The sequence below is a fragment of the Parabacteroides sp. AF14-59 genome (assembly GCF_003479515.1).
GTDB lineage: Bacteria > Bacteroidota > Bacteroidia > Bacteroidales > Tannerellaceae > Parabacteroides > Parabacteroides faecis.
Window position 1 is genome coordinate 165,405 of the sequence record NZ_QUHH01000009.1, and the last position, 21,536, is coordinate 186,940.

Annotated in this window: 12 protein-coding genes; 4 read left to right on the forward strand and 8 right to left on the reverse strand. The window is 41.7% G+C overall.

Annotated features, from left to right (window positions below):
- Window positions 1-20: 20 nt before the first annotated feature.
- Entirely contained in the window at window positions 21-3,308 is a 3,288-nt protein-coding gene (locus DWW23_RS12140; RefSeq protein WP_122353543.1) for a DUF5107 domain-containing protein, read from the reverse strand.
- A gap of 10 nt (window positions 3,309-3,318) precedes the next feature.
- Entirely contained in the window at window positions 3,319-4,692 is a 1,374-nt protein-coding gene (locus DWW23_RS12145) for a sugar porter family MFS transporter (protein ID WP_122353544.1), read from the reverse strand.
- A gap of 129 nt (window positions 4,693-4,821) precedes the next feature.
- Here DWW23_RS12145 and DWW23_RS12150 point away from each other — a divergent pair, with 129 nt between their 5' ends.
- Complete coding sequence (locus tag DWW23_RS12150) at window positions 4,822-5,709, forward strand: AraC family transcriptional regulator (RefSeq protein WP_122353545.1); 888 nt, start codon at window positions 4,822-4,824, stop codon at window positions 5,707-5,709.
- Between the two features lie 98 nt (window positions 5,710-5,807).
- Here the strand turns inward: DWW23_RS12150 and DWW23_RS12155 are convergent, their stop codons facing one another.
- The 6 genes from DWW23_RS12155 to DWW23_RS12180 all read right to left on the reverse strand — a co-directional run bounded on the left by DWW23_RS12155 (window position 5,808) and on the right by DWW23_RS12180 (window position 16,050).
- A complete protein-coding gene (locus DWW23_RS12155) occupies window positions 5,808-7,151 on the reverse strand; it encodes a BT_3987 domain-containing protein (protein ID WP_122353592.1) in 1,344 nt (447 codons plus the stop codon).
- Window positions 7,152-7,186: 35 nt separating this feature from the next.
- Window positions 7,187-9,073 carry a RagB/SusD family nutrient uptake outer membrane protein gene (locus tag DWW23_RS12160; RefSeq protein WP_122353546.1) on the reverse strand — a complete coding sequence of 629 codons (1,887 nt, stop codon included), beginning with the start codon at window positions 9,071-9,073 and terminating at the stop codon, window positions 7,187-7,189.
- Window positions 9,074-9,093: 20 nt separating this feature from the next.
- Window positions 9,094-12,486 carry a TonB-dependent receptor gene (locus DWW23_RS12165; protein ID WP_122353547.1) on the reverse strand — a complete coding sequence of 1,131 codons (3,393 nt, stop codon included), beginning with the start codon at window positions 12,484-12,486 and terminating at the stop codon, window positions 9,094-9,096.
- A gap of 148 nt (window positions 12,487-12,634) precedes the next feature.
- Entirely contained in the window at window positions 12,635-13,813 is a 1,179-nt protein-coding gene (locus tag DWW23_RS12170) for a FecR family protein (RefSeq protein WP_122353548.1), read from the reverse strand.
- Between the two features lie 78 nt (window positions 13,814-13,891).
- Entirely contained in the window at window positions 13,892-14,425 is a 534-nt protein-coding gene (locus DWW23_RS12175) for an RNA polymerase sigma factor (RefSeq protein WP_122353549.1), read from the reverse strand.
- 260 nt (window positions 14,426-14,685) lie between these two features.
- Window positions 14,686-16,050, reverse strand: a complete 1,365-nt coding sequence (locus DWW23_RS12180) for a S41 family peptidase (protein ID WP_122353550.1) — start codon at window positions 16,048-16,050, stop codon at window positions 14,686-14,688.
- A gap of 316 nt (window positions 16,051-16,366) precedes the next feature.
- On the opposite strand from DWW23_RS12180, the gene DWW23_RS12185 reads away from it, so the two are divergent.
- From DWW23_RS12185 to DWW23_RS12195, 3 genes are all read left to right on the forward strand, one after another.
- Window positions 16,367-16,930, forward strand: a complete 564-nt coding sequence (locus DWW23_RS12185) for an RNA polymerase sigma-70 factor (RefSeq protein ID WP_122353551.1) — start codon at window positions 16,367-16,369, stop codon at window positions 16,928-16,930.
- 93 nt (window positions 16,931-17,023) lie between these two features.
- Window positions 17,024-17,989, forward strand: a complete 966-nt coding sequence (locus DWW23_RS12190; protein WP_122353552.1) for a FecR family protein — start codon at window positions 17,024-17,026, stop codon at window positions 17,987-17,989.
- A gap of 169 nt (window positions 17,990-18,158) precedes the next feature.
- Window positions 18,159-21,536, forward strand: a complete 3,378-nt coding sequence (locus tag DWW23_RS12195; RefSeq protein ID WP_122353553.1) for a TonB-dependent receptor — start codon at window positions 18,159-18,161, stop codon at window positions 21,534-21,536.

Below are 21,536 nucleotides of genomic sequence, written 5' to 3' on the forward strand. Positions count from 1 at the left end.
TGTTCAGATTATCGGAAAAATCAAATCATCTCCCGATGTATCTGTACTCCCTGATGGTTATTATCCATTTCGGCGGCAATATCGAAATACTTCATTGCCTTTTCGTTATTTCCTAATCCCAGGTGGCCTAATGCCATCAGGTAATTGCAATGAATACGGTTCTTTTTATTCATATCGTCTTCCCAAATCTGCAAATCAGGCAGGGAAACAGCGAAATAATCCATCTTGAAAACATCGTAAACATGCTTTTCACCATAAGAGATCAGGTTATTGAAACGCCCCCGTGCTTCATCTTCGCGCCCCAACTTACGCAATGCCAGCCCCTGATAAAAGATCTTATCCGGCTTTTGGTCGTTGTAATACATAGCAGCTGCAGGCTGGCTGTTCCCGACACTTGCCTGAAGGAACAGAGTTTCCGCTTCCTGATCTTTACCCAAACCTTGCAAAGCACATGCCTTATAATAATTGAAATCGTTCTCCTGTGCACCGTACAACTTTCCTTCACCCATATTATGCGGATAAGTGAAACATTCTTCGATCAGATTCAAAGCCTCCGGATATTTCCCTTCAGACAGCAACCTCTTTACCAACTCTACACGGGCAAGCTGATACTGTGCAGGAACCTTTCCTTCCCCCCCTTCCCAGGGATGGAACTGGCGGGCATCGATCATACGGATCGCTTCTTCATATCGTCCCAACTGGTTGAGCAAGGTTATATATTCCAGATACAGATCGTCACGCAGGAAAGCGACCTCTTTATGTTTGTCGAGGAATGCAAGCCGGTCGGCATGCGAACGGTTAAGACGCTTGTACAATTGATCGAGCTCCATCAGGATACGCGCATCTGTCGTATCGAGAGCAAAAGCCTTCTCCAACAAGACAACCGCCTCTTCTTGTTTACCCAGTTTATTGAAATAAGCCAATGAAAGGTTACGCAACACGGTCGGGAAAGTTTCATCCTGTTTTTTAGAAGCTTCCCAGCAAGCAATCGCTTCCGGATACTGGCGTTTGTCATACCACAGATTACCCAGGTAATAAAGAGCCTTCGGAGTCTCGGCTGCAAAATCGATAACAGCCTGAAGAGCTTGAATAGCTTCCAGCGTATTCGGGAAACAACAATCAGGCTGTTGTTTTTCCGCCTCACGTATTGCCGCCAAAGCCTTTTCTTTCCTGTCCAGACGGATCAGGAACCAACTCTTATAATAATGCAACATCGTCTGATCGGAAACAGGTTGTCCGATAGCCGTATCAGCCACCTTCAACGCCTCTTCCCAACAACCCGCCGATGCATAATCGAGCGCCAGTTCTTCATAATTATGTCCTTCCGGACGCATCAAAGAGATCAATGCTTTCAGATCGGAATCCTCTCCGGTTATCAGATACTTTTCAAAACCACAGCCAAAGTTGAAACGATCGATACGTAACGAATCATCAATCAGAGCGATTGCCTCATCGTTCCGTCCCAGATGACGAAGGATAGCCGCCTTCAGATGGCGTCCCCGCAAGTTATGCCAGTTACGGAGCAGAGATTTATCTACTTCAGAAAGCGCCTCTTCCCAATCTTCACGGGCAGCCGACAATTGAGCCAGTGAATAATAACCGGCATCCTGCCAGGCTGCATTCCAACAGGCTTTATAGAAATGATCATAAGCCTCTTCATTCTTTCCCTGATATTTCAGAGAGAGTCCCAGATTATACAGCGGTTCGCCGTCGTACGGATTCGGATTCCGTTCTGTCAATGTCTTTACCGCCTGACGCAGATAAGGTTCTGCTTTGGCAAACTGCCCTTTGCGGATCAACCACAGACCCATCGCATTATTATTACGTACATCGATCGGATCGCGGCGGATGGCTTCCTGATAATAATCCGTAGCCGAATAAGTGGCATGACGATACTGTTCCAGATGCAAACCGGTCAGATAGAGTTGTTCGGTTGTCCGTACATCTTCCGGGTCGAGCGCAGCTTTTGCAGGTTCGGGGACTTCTTTGATAACGTCCGGCTCCGGCTCCCACGTCAGTACCTGTTTTCCTTTCGCATTACAGATAGAAACCTTTACATCACATAAGCTATCGACAGGGACAAACTCCTCCAGTACGTTTTCCGGGGTTATATCGCGGGTTATATCAAGACAAATCTCCCCGGCTTTTTCGACGGTAATATGCAGACTTTTCTGTATTGATGTGGCAAAAATTTTTAATAAAGCCCCCTTTCCATCGGGTTCTATGTTCATCAAAAGATCGGAAGAAGCGTTCTTTACGACACCCAGTTCGCGATAAGGCATGAAATACTGGGTAAAAGTCTTCTCTTCATAAGGTTGCAACCAGGTGAAATCAGGTTGGTTGTCAGTATAAACACCTGTCATCAATTCGATATAAGGTCCGTCAGCATCCGTCAGGTTACGGTCCCACGCCTGTCCGAAATCACCGTTACCCCAGGTCCACTGCTTTTTTCCCGGTGAAATGTGATGGTTTGCCACATGCAGGACACCGGCACGGGTATCATTTTCATAACCGCCAACAAAGTTATATTTGGAACGGATCGCCATATAGGAAGTCGGGACAGGTATATTCTTATAACGGGAAATATCCACACCTGCGGAATAATCCATCTTATAATAAGTGCCCGTTGCAATCGGATAACGGGAAACATCCCGTTTGCCATGATCGAATACAGCATTCACATCGGCAGGAAACACAGATTGATAGGCATCATTCACAGCAACAGCCGGATTCGCCCACCAGAGAAAAGTCTGTGGGATGGGTGTCGGATTGTACAATTTTCCCTGAATTTCCAACACTGCACGTCCCGGACGCAAGGTAAAACCTGCCATTCCTTTCTGATGGAACATCCGTTCACGCTCGCTCACCCAAACAATAGCACTGCCGTCGGCACACCGTTCAATTGTATAGTCGATCGGCAGGAACGTACTCGGCCGGTGATGCTGCGGCCAGTTGAACTCGATACCGCCTGAGATCCACGGTCCGGTCAGTCCGACCAAAGCCGGTTTGATGACATGGTTATAATAGATGAAATGGCGGTTTTTGATCTTGTCGTATGCCATTTGTACCCGTCCTCCCAACTCAGGCAGGATCATCACCTTTATATATTCATTCTCCAGATAAACCGCATGATAACTTTTCTCCTCACAGGTATCTTCTATCTTTTCCACTACCGGATAAGGATAAACCACTCCGCTGCTTCCCTGGTAGACACGCTTCTCCAGGAACATCGGATTCTTTTCGGCTTTGCCAATACCGTAGGTAGGAAGAAGGATATCTTCTTCCCAAACTTTCACATTTTCAGTCATTTCAGTATATTTATTTTGTTAATTCTTTTTCCAGTTCTTCCAGAGTTTTTCCTTTCGTTTCAGGAAGTTTTGCACGGATAAACAGAAATCCGCCCAGACAGATAAGGCCATACAGCCAGAAAGTACCCGAAGCACCCACCACCTCATTCAGTATCGGGAAGGTATATGTCAGCAGGAAACAGGCCACCCAAAGGAAGAAAGTAGAGATCGCCATGGCCATTCCGCGTATCCTCACCGGGAATATTTCGGAAAGAACCACCCAAACAACCGGCGCCAGCGACATCGCATAGCAGGCTATCGCCATCACTACCAGCAGAAGCATCGGCCAACCGCTCATTTCCAGGAAGTAGCAGGTTCCCAATATGGCATAGATGATAGCCAGCCCCGCCGAACCGACAAACATCAGGGTACGTCTACCCCATTTATCCACAGTGTAAATGGCTACGAAAGTAAAGATCACATTGGTCACTCCTGTCACTACAATATTCATCAGCACATCGGAAACGGCATAACCGGCTTCCGAGAAGATCTCATGTGCATAGTTAAAGATCACATTAATACCACACCATTGCTGGAAGATCGCCAGAACGATCCCGATCACCAGCACATTACGGACACCCGGTTGCAACAGGGCACCCCAGTTCGCCTTTTCTTCTTTTTTACCGGTCAGTTGAGCCAGTTCATTCAGCGTCTGATCAGCATATTGCTCACCACCGATACGCGACAGGATGGTTCGTGCCTGCGCCGTCTTCTGTACGGTAGCCAGCCAGCGCGGACTCTCCGGAATAATAAACGAAAGGACAAAGAATAATCCTGCCGGAATCAATTCCGCCCAGAACATCCACCGCCATGCCCATTCGATACTATTATCTGTCAACGTTTCACCGCCCTGTGTAAAATATTCACCAATCTGCCAGTTTGCCAACTGCGCCATCAGGATACCTAAAACGATTGTCAGCTGATTCAGGGAAACGAATTTTCCCCGGACAGAAGCCGGAGCGACCTCTGCAATATATACCGGCGAAACATTCGAAGCAATCCCGATACCGAACCCGCCTATTATACGGTAAATGATAAACCAGGTAAAACTATCGACCGCTCCTGTCCCATAAGCAGACCATACAAAAAGAAAAGAAGCGATGATCAACATCTTTTTCCTTCCATACTTATCACTCCATTCACCGGACAGTAATGCTCCGGTCAGGCAACCGATCAAAGCACTGCTCATAGCCCACCCGCGAAGAGCAGCAGAGCCTTCCAATCCAAAGAACGGTTCATAGAATATCTTTGCGCCACCGATCACCACCCAGTCGTAACCGAACAGCAATCCTCCCATGGCTGAGACAAGACAGATAAGTAATAAATAAGCAGTTGTTCGCTTCATGACAATAGAATTAAAGTTATGGTGCAAAGAAACAGTCTTTCCGTAAATAGTGAAATAGATAAAACAGACTTAAAGATGGACAATTTTACGATTTAATTATATCTTTGCAACATTAATCTATCTGATACCATGATCAAACGAAAAGACGGTTTTAGCGGTGAACGGGCACTTGTGCTCCCTTTGTCAGTCGTACAGGAGATGGAAAAGGATGCACTTTCCTCGATCCTGCATATTACGGATATCGGTTATTATCCGAAAGCTCTGCACCATTTCCGGGAACGTACGGAGCCTATCAGTCAGTTTGTCTTTATCTATTGTATAGAGGGAGCCGGATGGTTCCGTGTCGGGGAACAGGAATATGCGGTAAAAGCCAATCAATATTTCATACTGCCTGCCGGAGCTCCGCACGCTTACGGTTCGGACGAAAACAATCCCTGGACAATTTACTGGATACATTTCAAAGGGAAACTGGCCTCCTACTTCGCCGGACAGGCTGCCCGCCCGATAGAAATTAAACCGAGTGTCCAGTCGCGTATCAGTAACCGGAACGATCTTTTCGAGGAGATATTCCGCACGCTGGAAATGGGATATAGCCATGAAAACCTTCTTTATGCTTGTTCTGCATTTCATTATTATCTGGGTTCTTTACGTTACCTGCAACAATATCGCGAAGCCGTCCGTACCGAATCCGACACAAACGATATCGTAACAGCCGCTATCCATTATATGAAAGAGAATCTGGAAAAGAAACTGACATTAGCAGATCTGGCAACCCATATCGGCTACTCCCCCTCTCATTTCTCCGTTCTGTTCAGTAAACGTACCGGTTATGCCCCGTTGACTTACTTCAACCAACTCAAGATACAGCAAGCCTGCCAGCTCCTGGACTTTACGGATATGAAGGTCAATCAGATATGCTATAAGATAGGAATAGAAGACACCTATTATTTCTCCCGGCTGTTCAGCAAGATAATGGGGATGTCGCCGAGGGATTACAAAAAGCAAAAGAAAGGATAATTACACAAAAAATCATCCGTATACCCTCAAAAAAAGGGAGCAACAAACATGCTGCTCCCTCTGAGTAAATGTGTTAATTGTTCAGTTAGTATTCTTCGTTAAAATACTTTCATGCTAAATTCACTCCATACAAAATAGTTAGCTCCAGTAGCATTTTTAGTGACAGTAAAGCGAACGATTTTAAAGGGTTTGCCAACCATTACCTGTGATTCATACGTTTCTTTGCCGCCTGTAGGCAAACCACTATCCAATGTTCCTATTTTACTGAAAGAAACACCATCCATACTTCCTTCTATTATGATTTCTGCAGGAGCTGCATTTCCATTAGACGAACGAGTCGTATAAGTAAAGCTAAGAGCGCTACTTTCGGCAGGCAATGCAACCTCAACATAATGATAGCCTTCTACAGCCACACTCCACGCCGAATGGAAGTAAGTTTCCACGTCTCCGTCCAAAAGATTTGCCAATGAACCTTCCGACGGTTCAACAGCATTGGAAGAAAGCATATTTACCGTCAAAGCCACATCTTTAAGTTTACTTTTATCCGGAACATACGAAATACCATACAAACAAGTATTTTTCTCCGCATCGATAACAAAGCCTTGTTGTGTACAACCGGTCAAACGCAAGGGTAAAACATAATTGCCATAAACCAATTTCGTACGGTCTACATTTATTTCCATATCTTTCAGGCTATATTCCGGGGTAAACGGAACGATGCCATCCCCACTCAAGGTATATGCATTTTCCGGCAATAAGGCATGATCCGTTTCATTTCCGGTATTATACTCATCCAACAGCGAAGGGTCAACTTCAACTGTACAATCGAATGTCCATTTATTTACCATCGGCATAGTGACAGGCAAAGTAAACCTGGCCTGCTCTTCTCCCTCATCCGTAAAAATATTGGAAACAAAACCTGTCTGATCAAAATAGATTGAAGGGATCATAACAGAAGGAATCAACAGCATACTATTCTTTTCTGCATTGATCGAATCTTTCGAGTCGGCCAAAGAAATCGGCAATACATAATCAACATCAGCCGACAAATCGTAAATAAGATCTGTCCGGAATACGATATTTACCATTTTATATTGATCTTTGGCATCAAAGTTCAGCCGGTCATCAAGGATCTGATAACAGTTAGCGGGTAACTTCACATACCGAGTACCAGATTGCGTATTATAAGCGGTTAATGCTTCGTCACTCCAAACTTCTATTCCGACCTCCGCGATACTCCCCAGGTCAGAACCGGCTTTATTTACCACCTGTTGATATTCGGTATCTTCTCCTGTCTTATAGAGCGTCAGAGGCACCTCGCCGCTATTCTTAAAATAAAGGACTGTACTATATTCGCTTAAATATTCACCTTTGTTGTCTTCACAAGCCGTGAACGAAAGTCCCAAAGCAAATAAAAGCGATATGATTAATCTATTTTTCATATGTAATTTCTTTTTGGATTCGTAAGATATTTCTATTACCAACCATAATTTTGAGTCAATAACTTATTTCTGTCCAATTCACGCTGTGAGAAAGGATAGAGATAATGATTATCTTCAAATACCCGTGTTTCAAAAGTAACTCTTTCCCAAAAACCATCGGGAGTATCATCTCCACTTCCGGGATATTGTGTATTCATGCCGAACATAGGACCGCCGTCCACTTCTTTAGCGATCATCCAGGTGCGCGTATCGAAATAACGATGATTTTCAAATGCAAGCTCAACCCGGCGTTCATTGCGGCAAAGTTTTATCAACTCTTCGGTCGAAGCATTCGGATAGACCTCCGTAACCGGAACCAAACCGGCGCGGTCGCGTAAATCGGCCCAAAGTTCCATTGCCTGTGTTTCATAACCGGCAGGTAAGTTCACATTACGTTTCTTACATTCAAGCACGGATTCAATAAAATTAAGATACATTTCAGCCAACCTGAATGTCGGAAAAACAATATTCCCCCATTGACCACTGGCAGAGTTGAGCGTATGATCGTAAAAACGATTGATCACATAACCGGATTTAGGATAATCATGCGACTTATTTCCGTTAGCACCTTTTGCAAAAGAAATCAACGTCATACCACTACCGTGATGCCATTTGTTTCCTCCGAAAAATACAGAAATATAAAAACGAGGCTCACGATCTTTATACATATTCGGAGCTGTTAAATCGTAGGCAGCAGCACCTCCCCACGCAGGATATTCCCATGTTGTTTTATCCAGTTCATTTTCACTATATCCCGATCGCTTATCGATCACAGGATTTGTTCCGTTATATCCGGTAATCGGATAACGCCCGTTATTCATAGCATATGCATCCACCTGTTGTTGTGTCGGACCTACACCACCATAAGCCGTTCCGGAAATTCCGGTCGGAACCGTGTGTACTCCCATTGTATATCGGCCCTTATATCCGGTTGACCAAATCAATTCCGAATTCCAATGTTCCTGAGTTATCCCATAATAATTTGCATATGGGTCAGAGCCGTCACCTGCACGATATAATTTATACAGCGGATCATCGATCAAAACTTTAGCCGCCTTAGCTGCTTCCAGCCATTTATTTGCATCATACTCCTGAGGGAACAAATGGACTCCCGATAATTCTGGGAATCTATCGGTTACCGGATTGACAACCGAACCGTACAATTTATTTCCATTAAACAGATCACGGGCCGAATAAAGCTTCAAGCGGGCAATAACAGCCTGACAAGCTCCTTTTGTAGCTAATCCTTTCTCCGCATCCGAATAATTTTCAGCCATTGCCGGATCGTTGATACATGCTTCCATTTCGCTTACTACATAGTTCACACACTCATCCCATGTATTACGCGGACGATAAAGATCTTCCGTCGATGCCGTGAAATCCAGCAATTCGTCCCCCAGTAAAAAGACAGGTCCATAAATGCGCATCATCATAAAATAATAATAGGCACGTGCAAACCGGCTTTGCACCTTCCATTGCGCCAGTTCTTCTTTTGTGACGATCGGGTCGGAACATCGGTCTACATTTTGCATAAAAATGTTACATTCACGTATTCCCTTATAATAGAAATCCATTTTGTAATAAGGTACGCTACTGGCATTCCAGGAACCGAAATTGATCCAACGTGTATCGCGGTCATAAGTCACCGAAGCTTCATCAGATGCGCCTAACCAGGGTGAATAATTAAAATCTTCAGCATCATTCGGTAAAAAACTCATTGAATTAAGCCAATAACTCCGGGTATTGCCACGGGTTTCCCAGATTTTATCAAACGTCAGTTTTTCGTCTTCCTGCCTATCCAGAAAATCATCACAAGATGAAAAAAAGGAAGACCCTATCAAAAGACAAATAATTTGAAAAGATTGTATTATCGATATTTTCATATTTATAATTTTTTAGAGGATTAAAAATTAGCATTGAAACCAATTGTTACGACTCGGTTCGGAGGATATCCCGAGCCATCTCCATTTCCTTTTTCAGGGTCCCACAACTTAAACTTACTAAACGTAAGCAAGTTATTTCCGGATAAATAGAAACGCAATGACTTGATAAAAGTCTTACTCATCAAACTTTTAGGCATCGTATATCCAACTTCAAAGTTTTTCAGACGCAGGAAACTGCCATCCCGCATCCACCAATCGGAAGTCTGTGCATTATTGGACGAACCCGATGATCCGCTCCAGCTCAGACGGGGATATATAACCCCTGCATTTTGTTCCGGCGTATTACCCGGTCTCCATACCTTATTATAAACATCCTCATTGATTGCTGCACGTTCCATATTTCCGGAGCCGAAAGGAGTTTTTATAGTCGATCCGCTTAAAAAGAAATTGACATGTCCGACCCCCTGGAAAAATACATTCACATCCCAATTCTTCCATTGTGCAGTGGCACCAAAACCATAGATCATTTCTGGAAGATTGGTATATCCCATCGCCACCTGGTCTTGCGAGTTGATCACTCCATCGCCATTGATATCCTGATATTTAATATCACCGATGCGATATTCACCAAATGTTTGTTTAGGACTATTATCTATTTCTTCCTGACTCTCAAACAGTCCCAGTGCAACCAATCCGAAGGGTTGCATAGCTCCACCCGAACCGAATGGTTTCCCTATCCTGTTCTGATACTTATATTCCCAATCCGGCTCATCATTATTAAGCAACTCATTTCTATTGTAGGTAAAATTGGCACGGCCAGTCAGAAAAATTTCACCAACCTTCTGTGAATATTCCACTGTTCCGTCAAACCCCTGATTCTTTGTTTCACCGATATTGGTATAAGGAATTACAGATAAACCGGTAATAGCTGGTAAACCGGCACGTTGCAGAAAAATACCGGTACGTTTTTCCGAAAAATAATCGGCCTGAATACGCAGCTTATTGAATAAAGAAAATTCGGCACCTACATTGAGCTTATGTGCCTCTTCCCATGATGCAGTTAAATTTTCTACATCACCGACACGGATACCTCCGCCACCATTACCACCGGCAGAGCCATAATTCCAGTTTCCTGCCCCGGCATCATTGCCGACAAGGATAGTCGATTCATACACCCAACGCCGTTGTCCTCCGATATCGTCATTCCCGACTATACCATACGAACCTTTCAACTTAAACATATCCACCACTTTAGTCAACGGTTGGAACCATTTCTCATTAGAAACCATCCACCCGATAGCACCTGCCGGAAAAAAGCCGAAACGATGTCCGCGTGCAAAGTTTTCCGAGCCGTTATAACCAATATTTACTTCTGCAAAATAAGTATCATTAAATGCATACGTCATACGTCCTGCAATACCCTGGTTTTTATATGGCAAAGATTTAAACTTATCTCCTTCCTGAGTACGGGTGTGAATTTTGTGATTATATAAGAAAAGGGCTCCCAAACGGTGTTTTTTATCAAATAGACGTTCATAATTAAGAGAGGCTTCCATATAAGTCGTCATTGTACCGTCACGACCGATAGCATACGACAATTCGCCACTACCGGTACGGATCGGAGTACCGAAGATGAGATTCCCTTCCTCATCTCTACCGGTAGCATGGTACTGAGTAGGCTCTTTACTACGACGCTGAATCGTTGTATTCCAGGCATCCCAGGAGAACTTAAAATTACCGGTCAAACCTTTCAATGGTTCCCAGATCGCTCCAAAATCCTGAGTCAATCCGACCAGCGACTGCGAAGAATTCCAGAATTGCTGGCGATAACCGGAATGTACAAGCATATTCCAGGGATTATAGCCTGAGTCACTTGAAGGAGCGGCAATTGTCCCGTCTGAATATTGAACGGGAAAAGCATTAGGAGAAACCAGATAAGTATATTGCCAAATCGTATCATCATTATCTCCAAACCCCGGACCAAAAGACTTTTCATATATATTCGCCAGGTTTAAATTCAGAGTGGTACTTTTAGTCAAAGATAAATCGACATTCGCCCTGAAATTAAACTTATTGTAATTAATAGACGAATTATAGTCATATATATCCCCTGCACTTTTAAAAATAGAGCTTTCATTATAGAATGACCCGGAGATATAGTATTTTACAATCTCCGTTCCACCCGTGATACTCAGGTTCACTCGTTGATTGGAAGCCAGATCATTATACAATGCATCGATCCAGTCTACATTCGGATAAAGATCCGGATCGGCTCCGCTACGATACATTTCCAGGACTTCCGGCGTATAATAGCCTGGTTGGATATCATTATACAAATCTGCCCACTGTGCAGAGTTCACCATTTTAGGCATCTTGGTCGGGCTGGTAATACCTGCTTCTGTCCGTACATTGATCGAAGGTTTCCCGATATTTCCTTTTTTAGTTGTGATAAGAATAACTCCGTTTGCTCCGCGTACGCCATACACAGCAGAGGCTGAAGCATCCTTAAGAATGGAAAAAGAGGCAATATCATCCGTATCGACCAAATCCAACTCACGTTCAATGCCATCGACCAATACCAAAGGGGTTGAATTCCCTTTAAAAGAAGAGACACCGCGAATATAAAAGTCTGCAGCACTGTTTTTACCGGGTTCACCCGACCGGCTCATCGCTACAACTCCAGCTAGTTGACCGGCCAGCACATTGGAAATAGAAGCTCCCGGAACTTTCAAATTTGAGACATCTACAGTAGAAATAGCTCCTACTACACTCTCCTTTTTCTGACGCCCGTAGCCAACAACAACAACCTCGTCCAACACTTCATCATCAGCTTCCAGCGTTACATTTATTATCGATTGATTACTGACAGCGATATCCACACTCTTCATTCCCATATAAGAAAAAGTAAGAACTCCTCCTATGCCTTCCACTTTAATCGCATATTTACCATTGATATCGGTTACAGCTCCGACAGAACTGTTTTTCAACCAAATATTTGCACCGATCAGAGGTTCTCCGGCCGCATCCACGACAACGCCTGTTACCGTAACACTCTTTTTTTGCGAAACAGAAGGCAAAGAAACCGGACCGGAAGTCGCTTTTCTTTTTACTACTACCTGATTTCCATTTACCTGATAAGTTAATCCCGTTTTTTCAAACAACGGATTAAGTATCTCTTGTATGGAACCCTTTACTACTTCAGTTTTTACTTTTCTATTCAATTCGCTTTTTATCTCATCGGAATAAAAAAATACATAACCGGTTTCGGTCTCTATGAATTTAAAAACGTCCAGCATAGTAGACTGTTTTTGCTCCAGGATTTGTTCTATCGAAATAGACGAATCATTATTTGCATAAGCATAAGTGATACTCATACTCAGCAGTAATACAATTATATGTCTGATTTTTTTCATACATTTGTATGTCTTTAGGTTTTTCATTTTTAATTGGAAAATTTAATCTCTGACAAGTCCGGATGATCTTGCCCATCGTCCGGACTTCTTTTTTATCGGTAATGTTCCTTCATAATCTTATCTCATAGGCATTCTGTTTTTAAGGTTATTATTCTATTATCAAAGTATCTGATTCAAAATGATATTGCGTATTATAAAGAATAGAGAAAGTTTCCATAACCTGATGGATATCGTCAAACAGAACGAGTTTTCCGGAGGACCTTCTATCTCCGATTCCGGATTTACATCGTATCGGAATATTATAATACCGGCTTAATCGCATTAAGATATTATCCATCGTCTCTCCCCGAAACTGAAGTAAACCGTCTTTCCAGGATATATAATCATAAACATCCACCTCATCTATCTCGTTTCTACCCTCCTGAATAGTTAATTTCCGGTTAGGAAGTAACTGAATTGTTTCGTTATTTGTAGTTTCAACCGCTACATGACCTTCCACCAGCACAACAGAGCTTTCCTGCTCCTCTTCATAAGCTGAAATATTAAATTTGGTTCCCAGCACATTAACAACAAAACCTTTTGTTTTCACATAAAAAGGAATTTCTTTCCTGGCTACTTCAATATAAATCTCTCCTTCCACTTCTATTGAGCGTTGAGATGGCTCAAAACTGGAAGGAAAATGCAATATGCTACCTGAATTCACCCAAACTTTCGATCCGTCTTCCAGCAAAAGCGAAGAACGGCGTCCTTTGGGGACGACCAATGTATTCATAACGATCTTTTCAGGATCATCCTCTGTGACCTTCTTTGCAATAGTCCGCTCTTTTTCTTTTGCTTTTACCGTAATTTCCGAATCATAAGCGATCAAAGCATTATCTTCTACCTGAACAGTTTCGCGGGTATCCAGAATCAATGTCACTTCAGTCCGGGTACTGTCAACTATCAGTCCGGTATCCGCTACCTGATTTTGGGAGAACCAACTTTCACCCCAAAATCCAAAACCGGTAATACCCAGCAATAACACAGCAACGCAAGCGGCAGCATAGCGTATCAATCTCACTCGTTTCCCGACATGTCTCTTCTGCATAGTAATCTGTAAACCAGCCCAAAGTTGTTCCGACTTATCTGCCGGAACAGAAAAATCATTCAAACGAACTGATTTCAAAATGGCACGTGCCTGGTCTGCAGCCAATTGTTCTTCCGGATGTTCCTCCAGCCAGGAAAACCAAATCGCATTCAACTCTTCGGTAGGAGTCAGACACCACATGATGAAACTCCGATCATGCACCAATCTATGTGTTATTTCTGATATTTTCTTATCGCTCATTTATGAACCTTTTATGCGTCATTTCTTATACATACGCATGAAAAGGCTAAATGACCCCATTAAAAATAAAAAAAGGCTTCAATAAAATAAATAAAATAATAATGGGAGATAATTTTCACGAATACGATTAATCGCACGATAAATCAATTTGCGGGAGCCTTTCGTTGTCAATCCAAGTAAAACCGCAATTTCATCATATTCCAATTCCTGCATATAACGTAAATAAATAGCTTCCCGCTGACGTCCTGTAAGGCATTGCAACATATTTTCTATTTGCTCGGTTAACTCTTTTCGTTCCTCTTCTTCTTCGATACGATCTAATCCGGAAACAGAAATCTGAAAAAAATAATCCTCTGTTTCTATTAGTTCCTCACAACCAACTTCTTTTCTTTTTTGAGAGATAAATCGATTTTTTAAGCAGCGCAAAAGATAATTCTTTTCATGTTCACCCTCCGATATTTCGTTCTGATGATCAAAAAAATGAAGAAAGACATCATGAATAAGATCATACAATGTATCCTCATCCACACCTAGTGCCCTACCGTATGAATACATTTGGTCAATGTATTTCTCATATAGCACTTTGTAATTGCTCTGTTTGTTTTTCAGCATCACTTCCTTGTTTTTATACGATAGATAGTGGATACTTAGTTCATACAGAACTATTATCTATGTGTAAAAAAAACAAGTATGATAAGTAAAAAAGTAGAGCTGAAATCATTAAAAAGCAGAACAACACCATGTTCCTACTGTATAAATTCACCTTCTGTAGGAATAATTCTCACTTATTAAAGAGAATAATAGGTTTTATTTCTATTTTTGTGATCATTTTGAACTTAGTTCTGTATGAACTAAGTAATTTAACCGGATTTTCAGCGAACATAACACGCTGTTTTACAGCAACGTTTCACTATTTCTTTATAGTTATTCACATTTAAGAATTCTTCTATAGAATAATAAATATCTGGTTGTATATACCCTTCCTCAAACAATGCCGAAGGCTCATAAAAAGTCTCCGTTGCCGGTATCTGGTACTGTATCTTTGAATTAGGCAAAGCACTTCGAATGACATTTCCGCAAATAGGATAATACTGTCCTGCCTCTTCTCCTACCAATACCGCAGCATGCGACTGTTTTATTGCCAGACAAAAATTAGCTCCTGCTGAATAGGTCTTATTTCCCATAATAACAAAAACATTTCCATCATAGCCAGATTTGTTGGCTGGTGTAGATTCTTCCATAAATGCGATACCCTTTTCCATTATAGGATTTCCAAATCTCTCCATCCAATAATTCTTTTCTGCTTCATTTTCACCAAAGAACTTTTTAACCAAATCTGATTTAAGATATTTCTCCACACCTGCTTTCTTTCCCGTCATCCTCACTTTGGTAATGCTCTCATCCGTTCTCAAATGGTTTATGATGACAGAATTATTACCATCCGATCCTCCGCCATTATGTGTTACATCGATAAACAAATATTTTATATGCTTGCTTTTCAATTCACTAAAAAAGGCATCCACAAATCCCCGGTATTGCTTCACATTATCCTCCCCATAGATCATGCAAGTATTATAATAAAGAACCGCAATAGAATCTTCCGGATGAAAAGCAGAAGCATACGGCTTGGAATACACAGAATCATTTATTATCCTGTGAGTATCAACGCAAATGGTCGTATCACGAGATCCGTTTGATGTTTTTACGACACCTGTATATGTCATTGTACTTTTGTTGGCAGGAGATAGTAATAAATTCAATAACAAATTCATATTTTCATTCCGAAACCTCGAAGGCTGATCCCACGGAATCATAGAATCTATATCCAAAGCCGTATAAGACGCAAAAGAGTCTCTTACAGCCAACAGAGTATCACTTCCCAACAACATCTGATCCCCCCGAAACTCAACAGCCGGGAAGCGATAACGCCCCAAATCGGAGAAAAACCCGAACACAGCGACATGTCCATCCAGAAATTTCCTGACCTTCATCAACCGCCACCCAAAATCTTCCCGTGCCATAGGCACAGAACACGATTCGATCATCTTTTTCTCTAACGTAACAAAAGTCATCGAATCATAACGTTGATACGGGTCCGGATGTATATCCCTGATCATATGAAAAAAGTACCGGATATCTTCTTTCATATCTCCCGGACTTAACCAATCTTTATCACTTCTGTCGGCACAACCAATAAAAAAGAATAATATTAAAATACCAGTTATTAAGTTTTTCATAATGACTTCGGATTACAACAAAGCACTTAATCTCCCCAAAGATATGGATATTTATCTCAATGACCTTCCTGAAACAAAAAATTACCTGTCTGATATGGTGCTTTACAATGGATATGCTGTATATTTGTACAAATCTTTTTTCCATCTCACAACTGGGGAATGAAAAGATTACAGTAATGATATTCAATACGGGATCGAGAAAATAACCTTTAATTTGAAATTATTATGGGAGCTAAATACACGTTATACGAAACCCTAATGCCCATAAGGAATGGGAATACTCTATTATATGTACCCGTAACAGAAAGGAAGAAATATGAGTAACTTTTCAGGAACAGAGAAAAATACATTCTCGAAAATATACTTAGTGTATTTCCCAAAACTCGTACGTTTTGCACGGGAATATGTCATTTCAACCGAAGATGCCGAAAACATCGTACAGGATATTTTCATGTATTTGTGGGAACACCGGGACATGCTGGATTCCCTGACAAACCTCAACGCCTTCCTGTTTACACTGGCTAAAAACAGATGTATCGACTTTTACCGCCACAAAACATTCATAGATAGTAAAAAAGAATCACTGGATAATCTGCAGGAAAGAGAATTAAAATTAAAAATGGAAGCGTTGATGCAATTCGATGAAAACATTTTTACAGAAAAAGAAATAGAAGATCTATTGGCTAAAGCCATAGAACACCTGCCGGAAAAATGCCGGCAGGTGTTCATTCTGAGCAGAATGAATGGATTAAAGCATGAGGAGATAGCCACACAACTGGATATATCCGTACATACCGTGCAAAACCATATTGTAACCGCTATCCGTAAATTGAAAGTAGAATTGAAAGACTACCTCCCCCTGTTCATTTTCATCATCTAAAATCTTTCTCAAAAAAAATTTATTTTTTTCTGTTTTCGACTAGTAGATGGTCGGAACTTATCCGTCATATTAATAGAACAAGCACTAAATAGCATGAATGAACAACTAGATAAATATTTCCTCGGAGAACTTTCTGACACAGAAAAGAAAGAACTTCTTGATCAGATAGAATCCGACTCTGGTCATAAAGCTGAATTCATCCGTATGCAAAATACAGTCACTATCTCAAAGCTGGGAGAACAAAAGGGAGACAATGAATGGGCCTCACAGAAAATGGAAGAGCTGGGGAACCGAATCAACCGCCGGCAAATTCGCAAACTTTATCTTAATCTGGCAAAATATGCAGCAGTCGTGGCTATTCTTTTCATCAATATCTGGCTGCTCGCCGATAAATTCATGCCGGAAGAGAAAGCCGTCCTTTATACTAAAATAGAAGTCCCTAAAGGGCAACGCATCTATATGACTTTCCAGGATGGGACGGAAGCATGGCTAAGTCCCCGGTCGGTTATCAAAATCCCGAATGAGTTCAGCAACGAAGAACGCTCTGTGGAACTGGACGGCGAAGGCTTTTTCTCAGTTACAAAAGACGCTGAACGTCCTTTTATTGTCAAAACCAGACAATATGATATAAAAGTACTTGGTACCAAATTCAATGTATTTGCCTATTCGGAAAGCAACCGGTTTGAAACCAACCTGGTAGAAGGCCGTGTGCAGGTTATCAATAATGACAGGCCACAGGAAAGCATCATCCTGAAGCCCAATGAAATGGTTTCTCTTTCCAATGGCAACCTGATAAAATCCATCGCTTCATTCGACAATGAAGAATACCTGAAAAGCGGAATATTTTACTTCAGTAATAAGAAATTCTCTGAAATACTGGATTATCTTACTTTGTGGTACAACGTAAAATTCACGATCAAAGAATCAGCCCGGATCGACCAGTACATATCCGGAAAATTCCGTCAGAGCGATGAAATAGAAAGGATATTGAAAGCCCTGCAAGGAGTGCATCATTTCCAATACAAAATAGTCAACAATGAAGAGATAGATATATTCTAATACATAAGTATTCACTTCTAAATATAATGCCTATGAAATAAAAAATCAAATCATTCTACAGGAATGGTATAAAAAGGGGCAAGTGTTACCAGCACCTACCCCTAAGTCAATACCTTCCTTTTTTCATGTATTCCACAAACATTTAAAAACAGTATTAACTTTTAAAGCTATGAGCAAAGTTATGAAAAAAAACTTATTGCTATTGTTCAATCGTGTCAATTATATTGAATTAAAGCATACAATTCGTATTATGAAAATAACGACAGTTCTCACATTAATTGCAATTTTCCAGCTAAGTGCCACTGCTTTGCATTCCCAAAATGCCAAAGTGAGCATCAGCAAGAATAATCTGCCACTCAAGGAATTTATCCATGAGATAGAGAAACAGACCGATTATCTTTTCATGTACAGCGAAAAAGAGATCGATCTGCAGGAACAGGTACAAGTCAAAGCAAAAAACAAACCTGTTTCAGTAGTACTGGAAGAGGCATTTGCCGACAGCCAAATCAAATATAACTTCAATGAAGGATATATTTCCCTGCGAAAAGCAGAAAAAGGATCTATTAATCAGGAAAAACGAAAAATATCCGGTATTGTTAAAGAAACAACCGGTACTCCTATTATCGGAGCTAATGTCGTAGTGAAAGGGACTACTATTGGTAGTGTCACAGATATAGACGGTCGTTTCACACTGGATGTTCCGGCAAACGCAACCCTTACTATTTCTTATATAGGCTATCTGGCACAGGAAATCGCGGTCGGAAACAAATCGGATTTCTCTATCCTGTTAAAAGAGGATAGCGAAACATTGGATGAAATTATCATTATCGGTTATGGTACCACTTCTGCTAAAAAAATAGTTTCTGCCGTCACATCCGTAAAAGGAGAAACATTACAGGACTTACCTTTTCCGAACGTCGCATCCACCCTGCAGGGACGGGCTTCCGGTGTAATCATCCAGAACCAAGGCGGGGAACCGGGTAGTGAACCTAAAATATCCATTCGTGGCGGTGGTGATCCATTATATGTTATCGATGGTATCATTACCACAGATTGGGAGTTCAAAACATTGAACTCAGAAGACATTGAAAGCATCTCCATCTTAAAAGATGCTGCATCACTGGCTGTTTACGGTTCACGCGCAGCAGACGGTATTGTTCTGGTTAAAACCAAAGAAGGTAGAAAAGGCAAACGGTCAATAGTCTACTCTTTCAATGCACAGTACAGCCAGCCAACTGTTTTACCAAAGAAACTGGATGCTTACACATATGCAGATGTTCAGAACCAGGCAGCAATAGCAGACGGATACGGAGAATATCATCAATTCAGTAAAGATGAAATGGATGTTATCAGAAACCAGTCCGATCCTTACCTGTATCCGAATACAGACTGGTACTCGTTAGGATTGAAAAACTTTGCTCCGGAATACAGACATTCTTTATCTATGACAGGAAATCAAAAGGATGTTAATTACTACCTCTCATTAGGTCTCTTCGACCAAGGTAGTTTGTATACCTCTGATGCCCTGAATTATTCAAGATACAATCTCCGCAGTAATGTGAATACAACCTTTGAAGAAATCGGACTGAAAGTTGCTTTCAACATTAATGCAGCCATGGAAAAGAAAAAATATCCTTCATTTGCCGCCAATGAGATCTGGGATCACCTGAATGCCAAATCTCCGTTAGACCTCGCCTACAATGAAGACGGAACTTTAAGTACAGTATCTGACAACCCATTGATGGAAATGGATGAACGTTCCGGATATGATAAGAACAACGGGATGTACCTGAACACACAATTTGTTGCAGACTGGGCAGTACCCTGGGTGAAAGGATTATCACTCGGTTCTATGTTTTATTACCGTGTAAATTCAAGCCACTTAAAAAAACTTTCGGCCCGTGCTCCCCAATACGGTAAAGATGGAACGCAGTTGGAAGTGACAAAACCATCACTAAAGGAAGAAGCTTATTTCGGTGAATCTTACCAATTCGAGCTAAGCGCAGCTTTCCAGCGTACCTTCGCCAGTGTACATTCAATCGATGCCAAAGCCGTATTTACAGTAGCAGAAAATACCGGACATAATTTCTGGGCTTCCCGCAGAGACTATCTATCAACCACCGTCGATCAGTTATTTGCCGGCTCCAGCACAACCATGCAAAATGCAGGAAACTCGGAAGAAGGCGGACGAATGGGATTGGTCGGACGTTTGAAATATGACTTCGCGAACCGTTATTATATAGAAGGAAGTTTCCGCTACGACGGTTCGGATAATTTCGCCCCGGGACACCGTTGGGGATTCTTCCCGTCGGTTGCTTTGGGATGGGATATTACGGAAGAACCTTTCTTCAAAAATCTTACCCCAAGAAATATCGACCTCTTAAAACTACGTGGTTCTTATGGACAAATGGGTACCGAAACAGGTGTGAACCGATTCGGTTATCTGTCGACTTACAATATGGTTGAAAACGCAATCTGTATCGGTGGACAATTAGTATCCGGATTTAACGAAGGAGGACTGACATCTCCAGAACTATTAAGCTGGTATACACGTAATTCTTTAAACTATGGTATCGATGCAGCCTTCTTCAACTATCGGTTAAAAGGTTCCGCCGATTATTTCTTTTATGTAACCAAGGGGGGATTGGTTAGTCCGGAAGACCGTTACACGACTCCGCTGGGAACCAAATTGCCACAGATCAAGTCGAACAATGAACACCGTCGTGAAGGCTTTGAGTTATCTATGAGATGGAATGATAATATCGGTTCGGATTTCCATTATGAGATCGGAACAAACATGACCTATTACAACAATTTGTATGTGGTAAAACAGGAAGAGGCGTTGTCCACACTGATGAATCCGTATAAACGCAGTACACATCAGACAGATTATTACAAAGTCATACTTATTGACAACGGTTTGTATCAGTCGCCGGAACAGATATTAGGTGTACCGCGCAGGTTAGCATCTTCCGAAACAAAATTAGGAGATATCGTTTATCAGGATCTCAACGGTGACGGAAAGATAGATGCTGAAGACCAGATCCGTTACGGTATGCCCACTGCTCCTCATTTTACCTATGGTGTAGATTTTGTATTCTCTTACAAAGGATTTTCTCTATCCGGCCTGCTCTACGGAACAGGTAAACGTAATATGGAATTCGGTGTCAATACCAAAAAAGACGAATCCGTCCATGTGAAAAACGAATATCAACTGGATTATTGGAGAGAAGATAACAGAGACGCACTTTTCCCGAGAAAGTCGTTATCTTCAGGTGTCAACGGAGGAAACAATCAGGTAGAATCGAGCTTCTGGGTGAAAAATGCTTCATTCCTTCGTTTGAAAAACTTGTCACTATCTTATGATTTCAAATACAAGCTGCTGAAGAATGCAAACTGGCTCAGCATGTGCAGGGTAAACCTGACAGGAAGTAACCTCTTTACTATTTCCGGAGTTTCAGACTATTTCGATCCGGAAACGACTTCCACAAACGGAGGTTATCCGGTACAGCGTGTTTATTCTGTCGGTGTAACAGTCGGATTTTAA

Coding starts and splice junctions, on each gene's coding strand:
- DWW23_RS12140 (WP_122353543.1), bottom strand. CDS start 3,308: ATGACTGAAAATGTGAAAGTTTGGGAAGAAGATATCCTTCTTCCTACC.
- DWW23_RS12145 (WP_122353544.1), bottom strand. CDS start 4,692: ATGAAGCGAACAACTGCTTATTTATTACTTATCTGTCTTGTCTCAGCC.
- DWW23_RS12150 (WP_122353545.1), top strand. CDS start 4,822: ATGATCAAACGAAAAGACGGTTTTAGCGGTGAACGGGCACTTGTGCTC.
- DWW23_RS12155 (WP_122353592.1), bottom strand. CDS start 7,151: ATGAAAAATAGATTAATCATATCGCTTTTATTTGCTTTGGGACTTTCG.
- DWW23_RS12160 (WP_122353546.1), bottom strand. CDS start 9,073: ATGAAAATATCGATAATACAATCTTTTCAAATTATTTGTCTTTTGATA.
- DWW23_RS12165 (WP_122353547.1), bottom strand. CDS start 12,486: ATGAAAAAAATCAGACATATAATTGTATTACTGCTGAGTATGAGTATC.
- DWW23_RS12170 (WP_122353548.1), bottom strand. CDS start 13,813: ATGAGCGATAAGAAAATATCAGAAATAACACATAGATTGGTGCATGAT.
- DWW23_RS12175 (WP_122353549.1), bottom strand. CDS start 14,425: ATGCTGAAAAACAAACAGAGCAATTACAAAGTGCTATATGAGAAATAC.
- DWW23_RS12180 (WP_122353550.1), bottom strand. CDS start 16,050: ATGAAAAACTTAATAACTGGTATTTTAATATTATTCTTTTTTATTGGT.
- DWW23_RS12185 (WP_122353551.1), top strand. CDS start 16,367: ATGAGTAACTTTTCAGGAACAGAGAAAAATACATTCTCGAAAATATAC.
- DWW23_RS12190 (WP_122353552.1), top strand. CDS start 17,024: ATGAATGAACAACTAGATAAATATTTCCTCGGAGAACTTTCTGACACA.
- DWW23_RS12195 (WP_122353553.1), top strand. CDS start 18,159: ATGAGCAAAGTTATGAAAAAAAACTTATTGCTATTGTTCAATCGTGTC.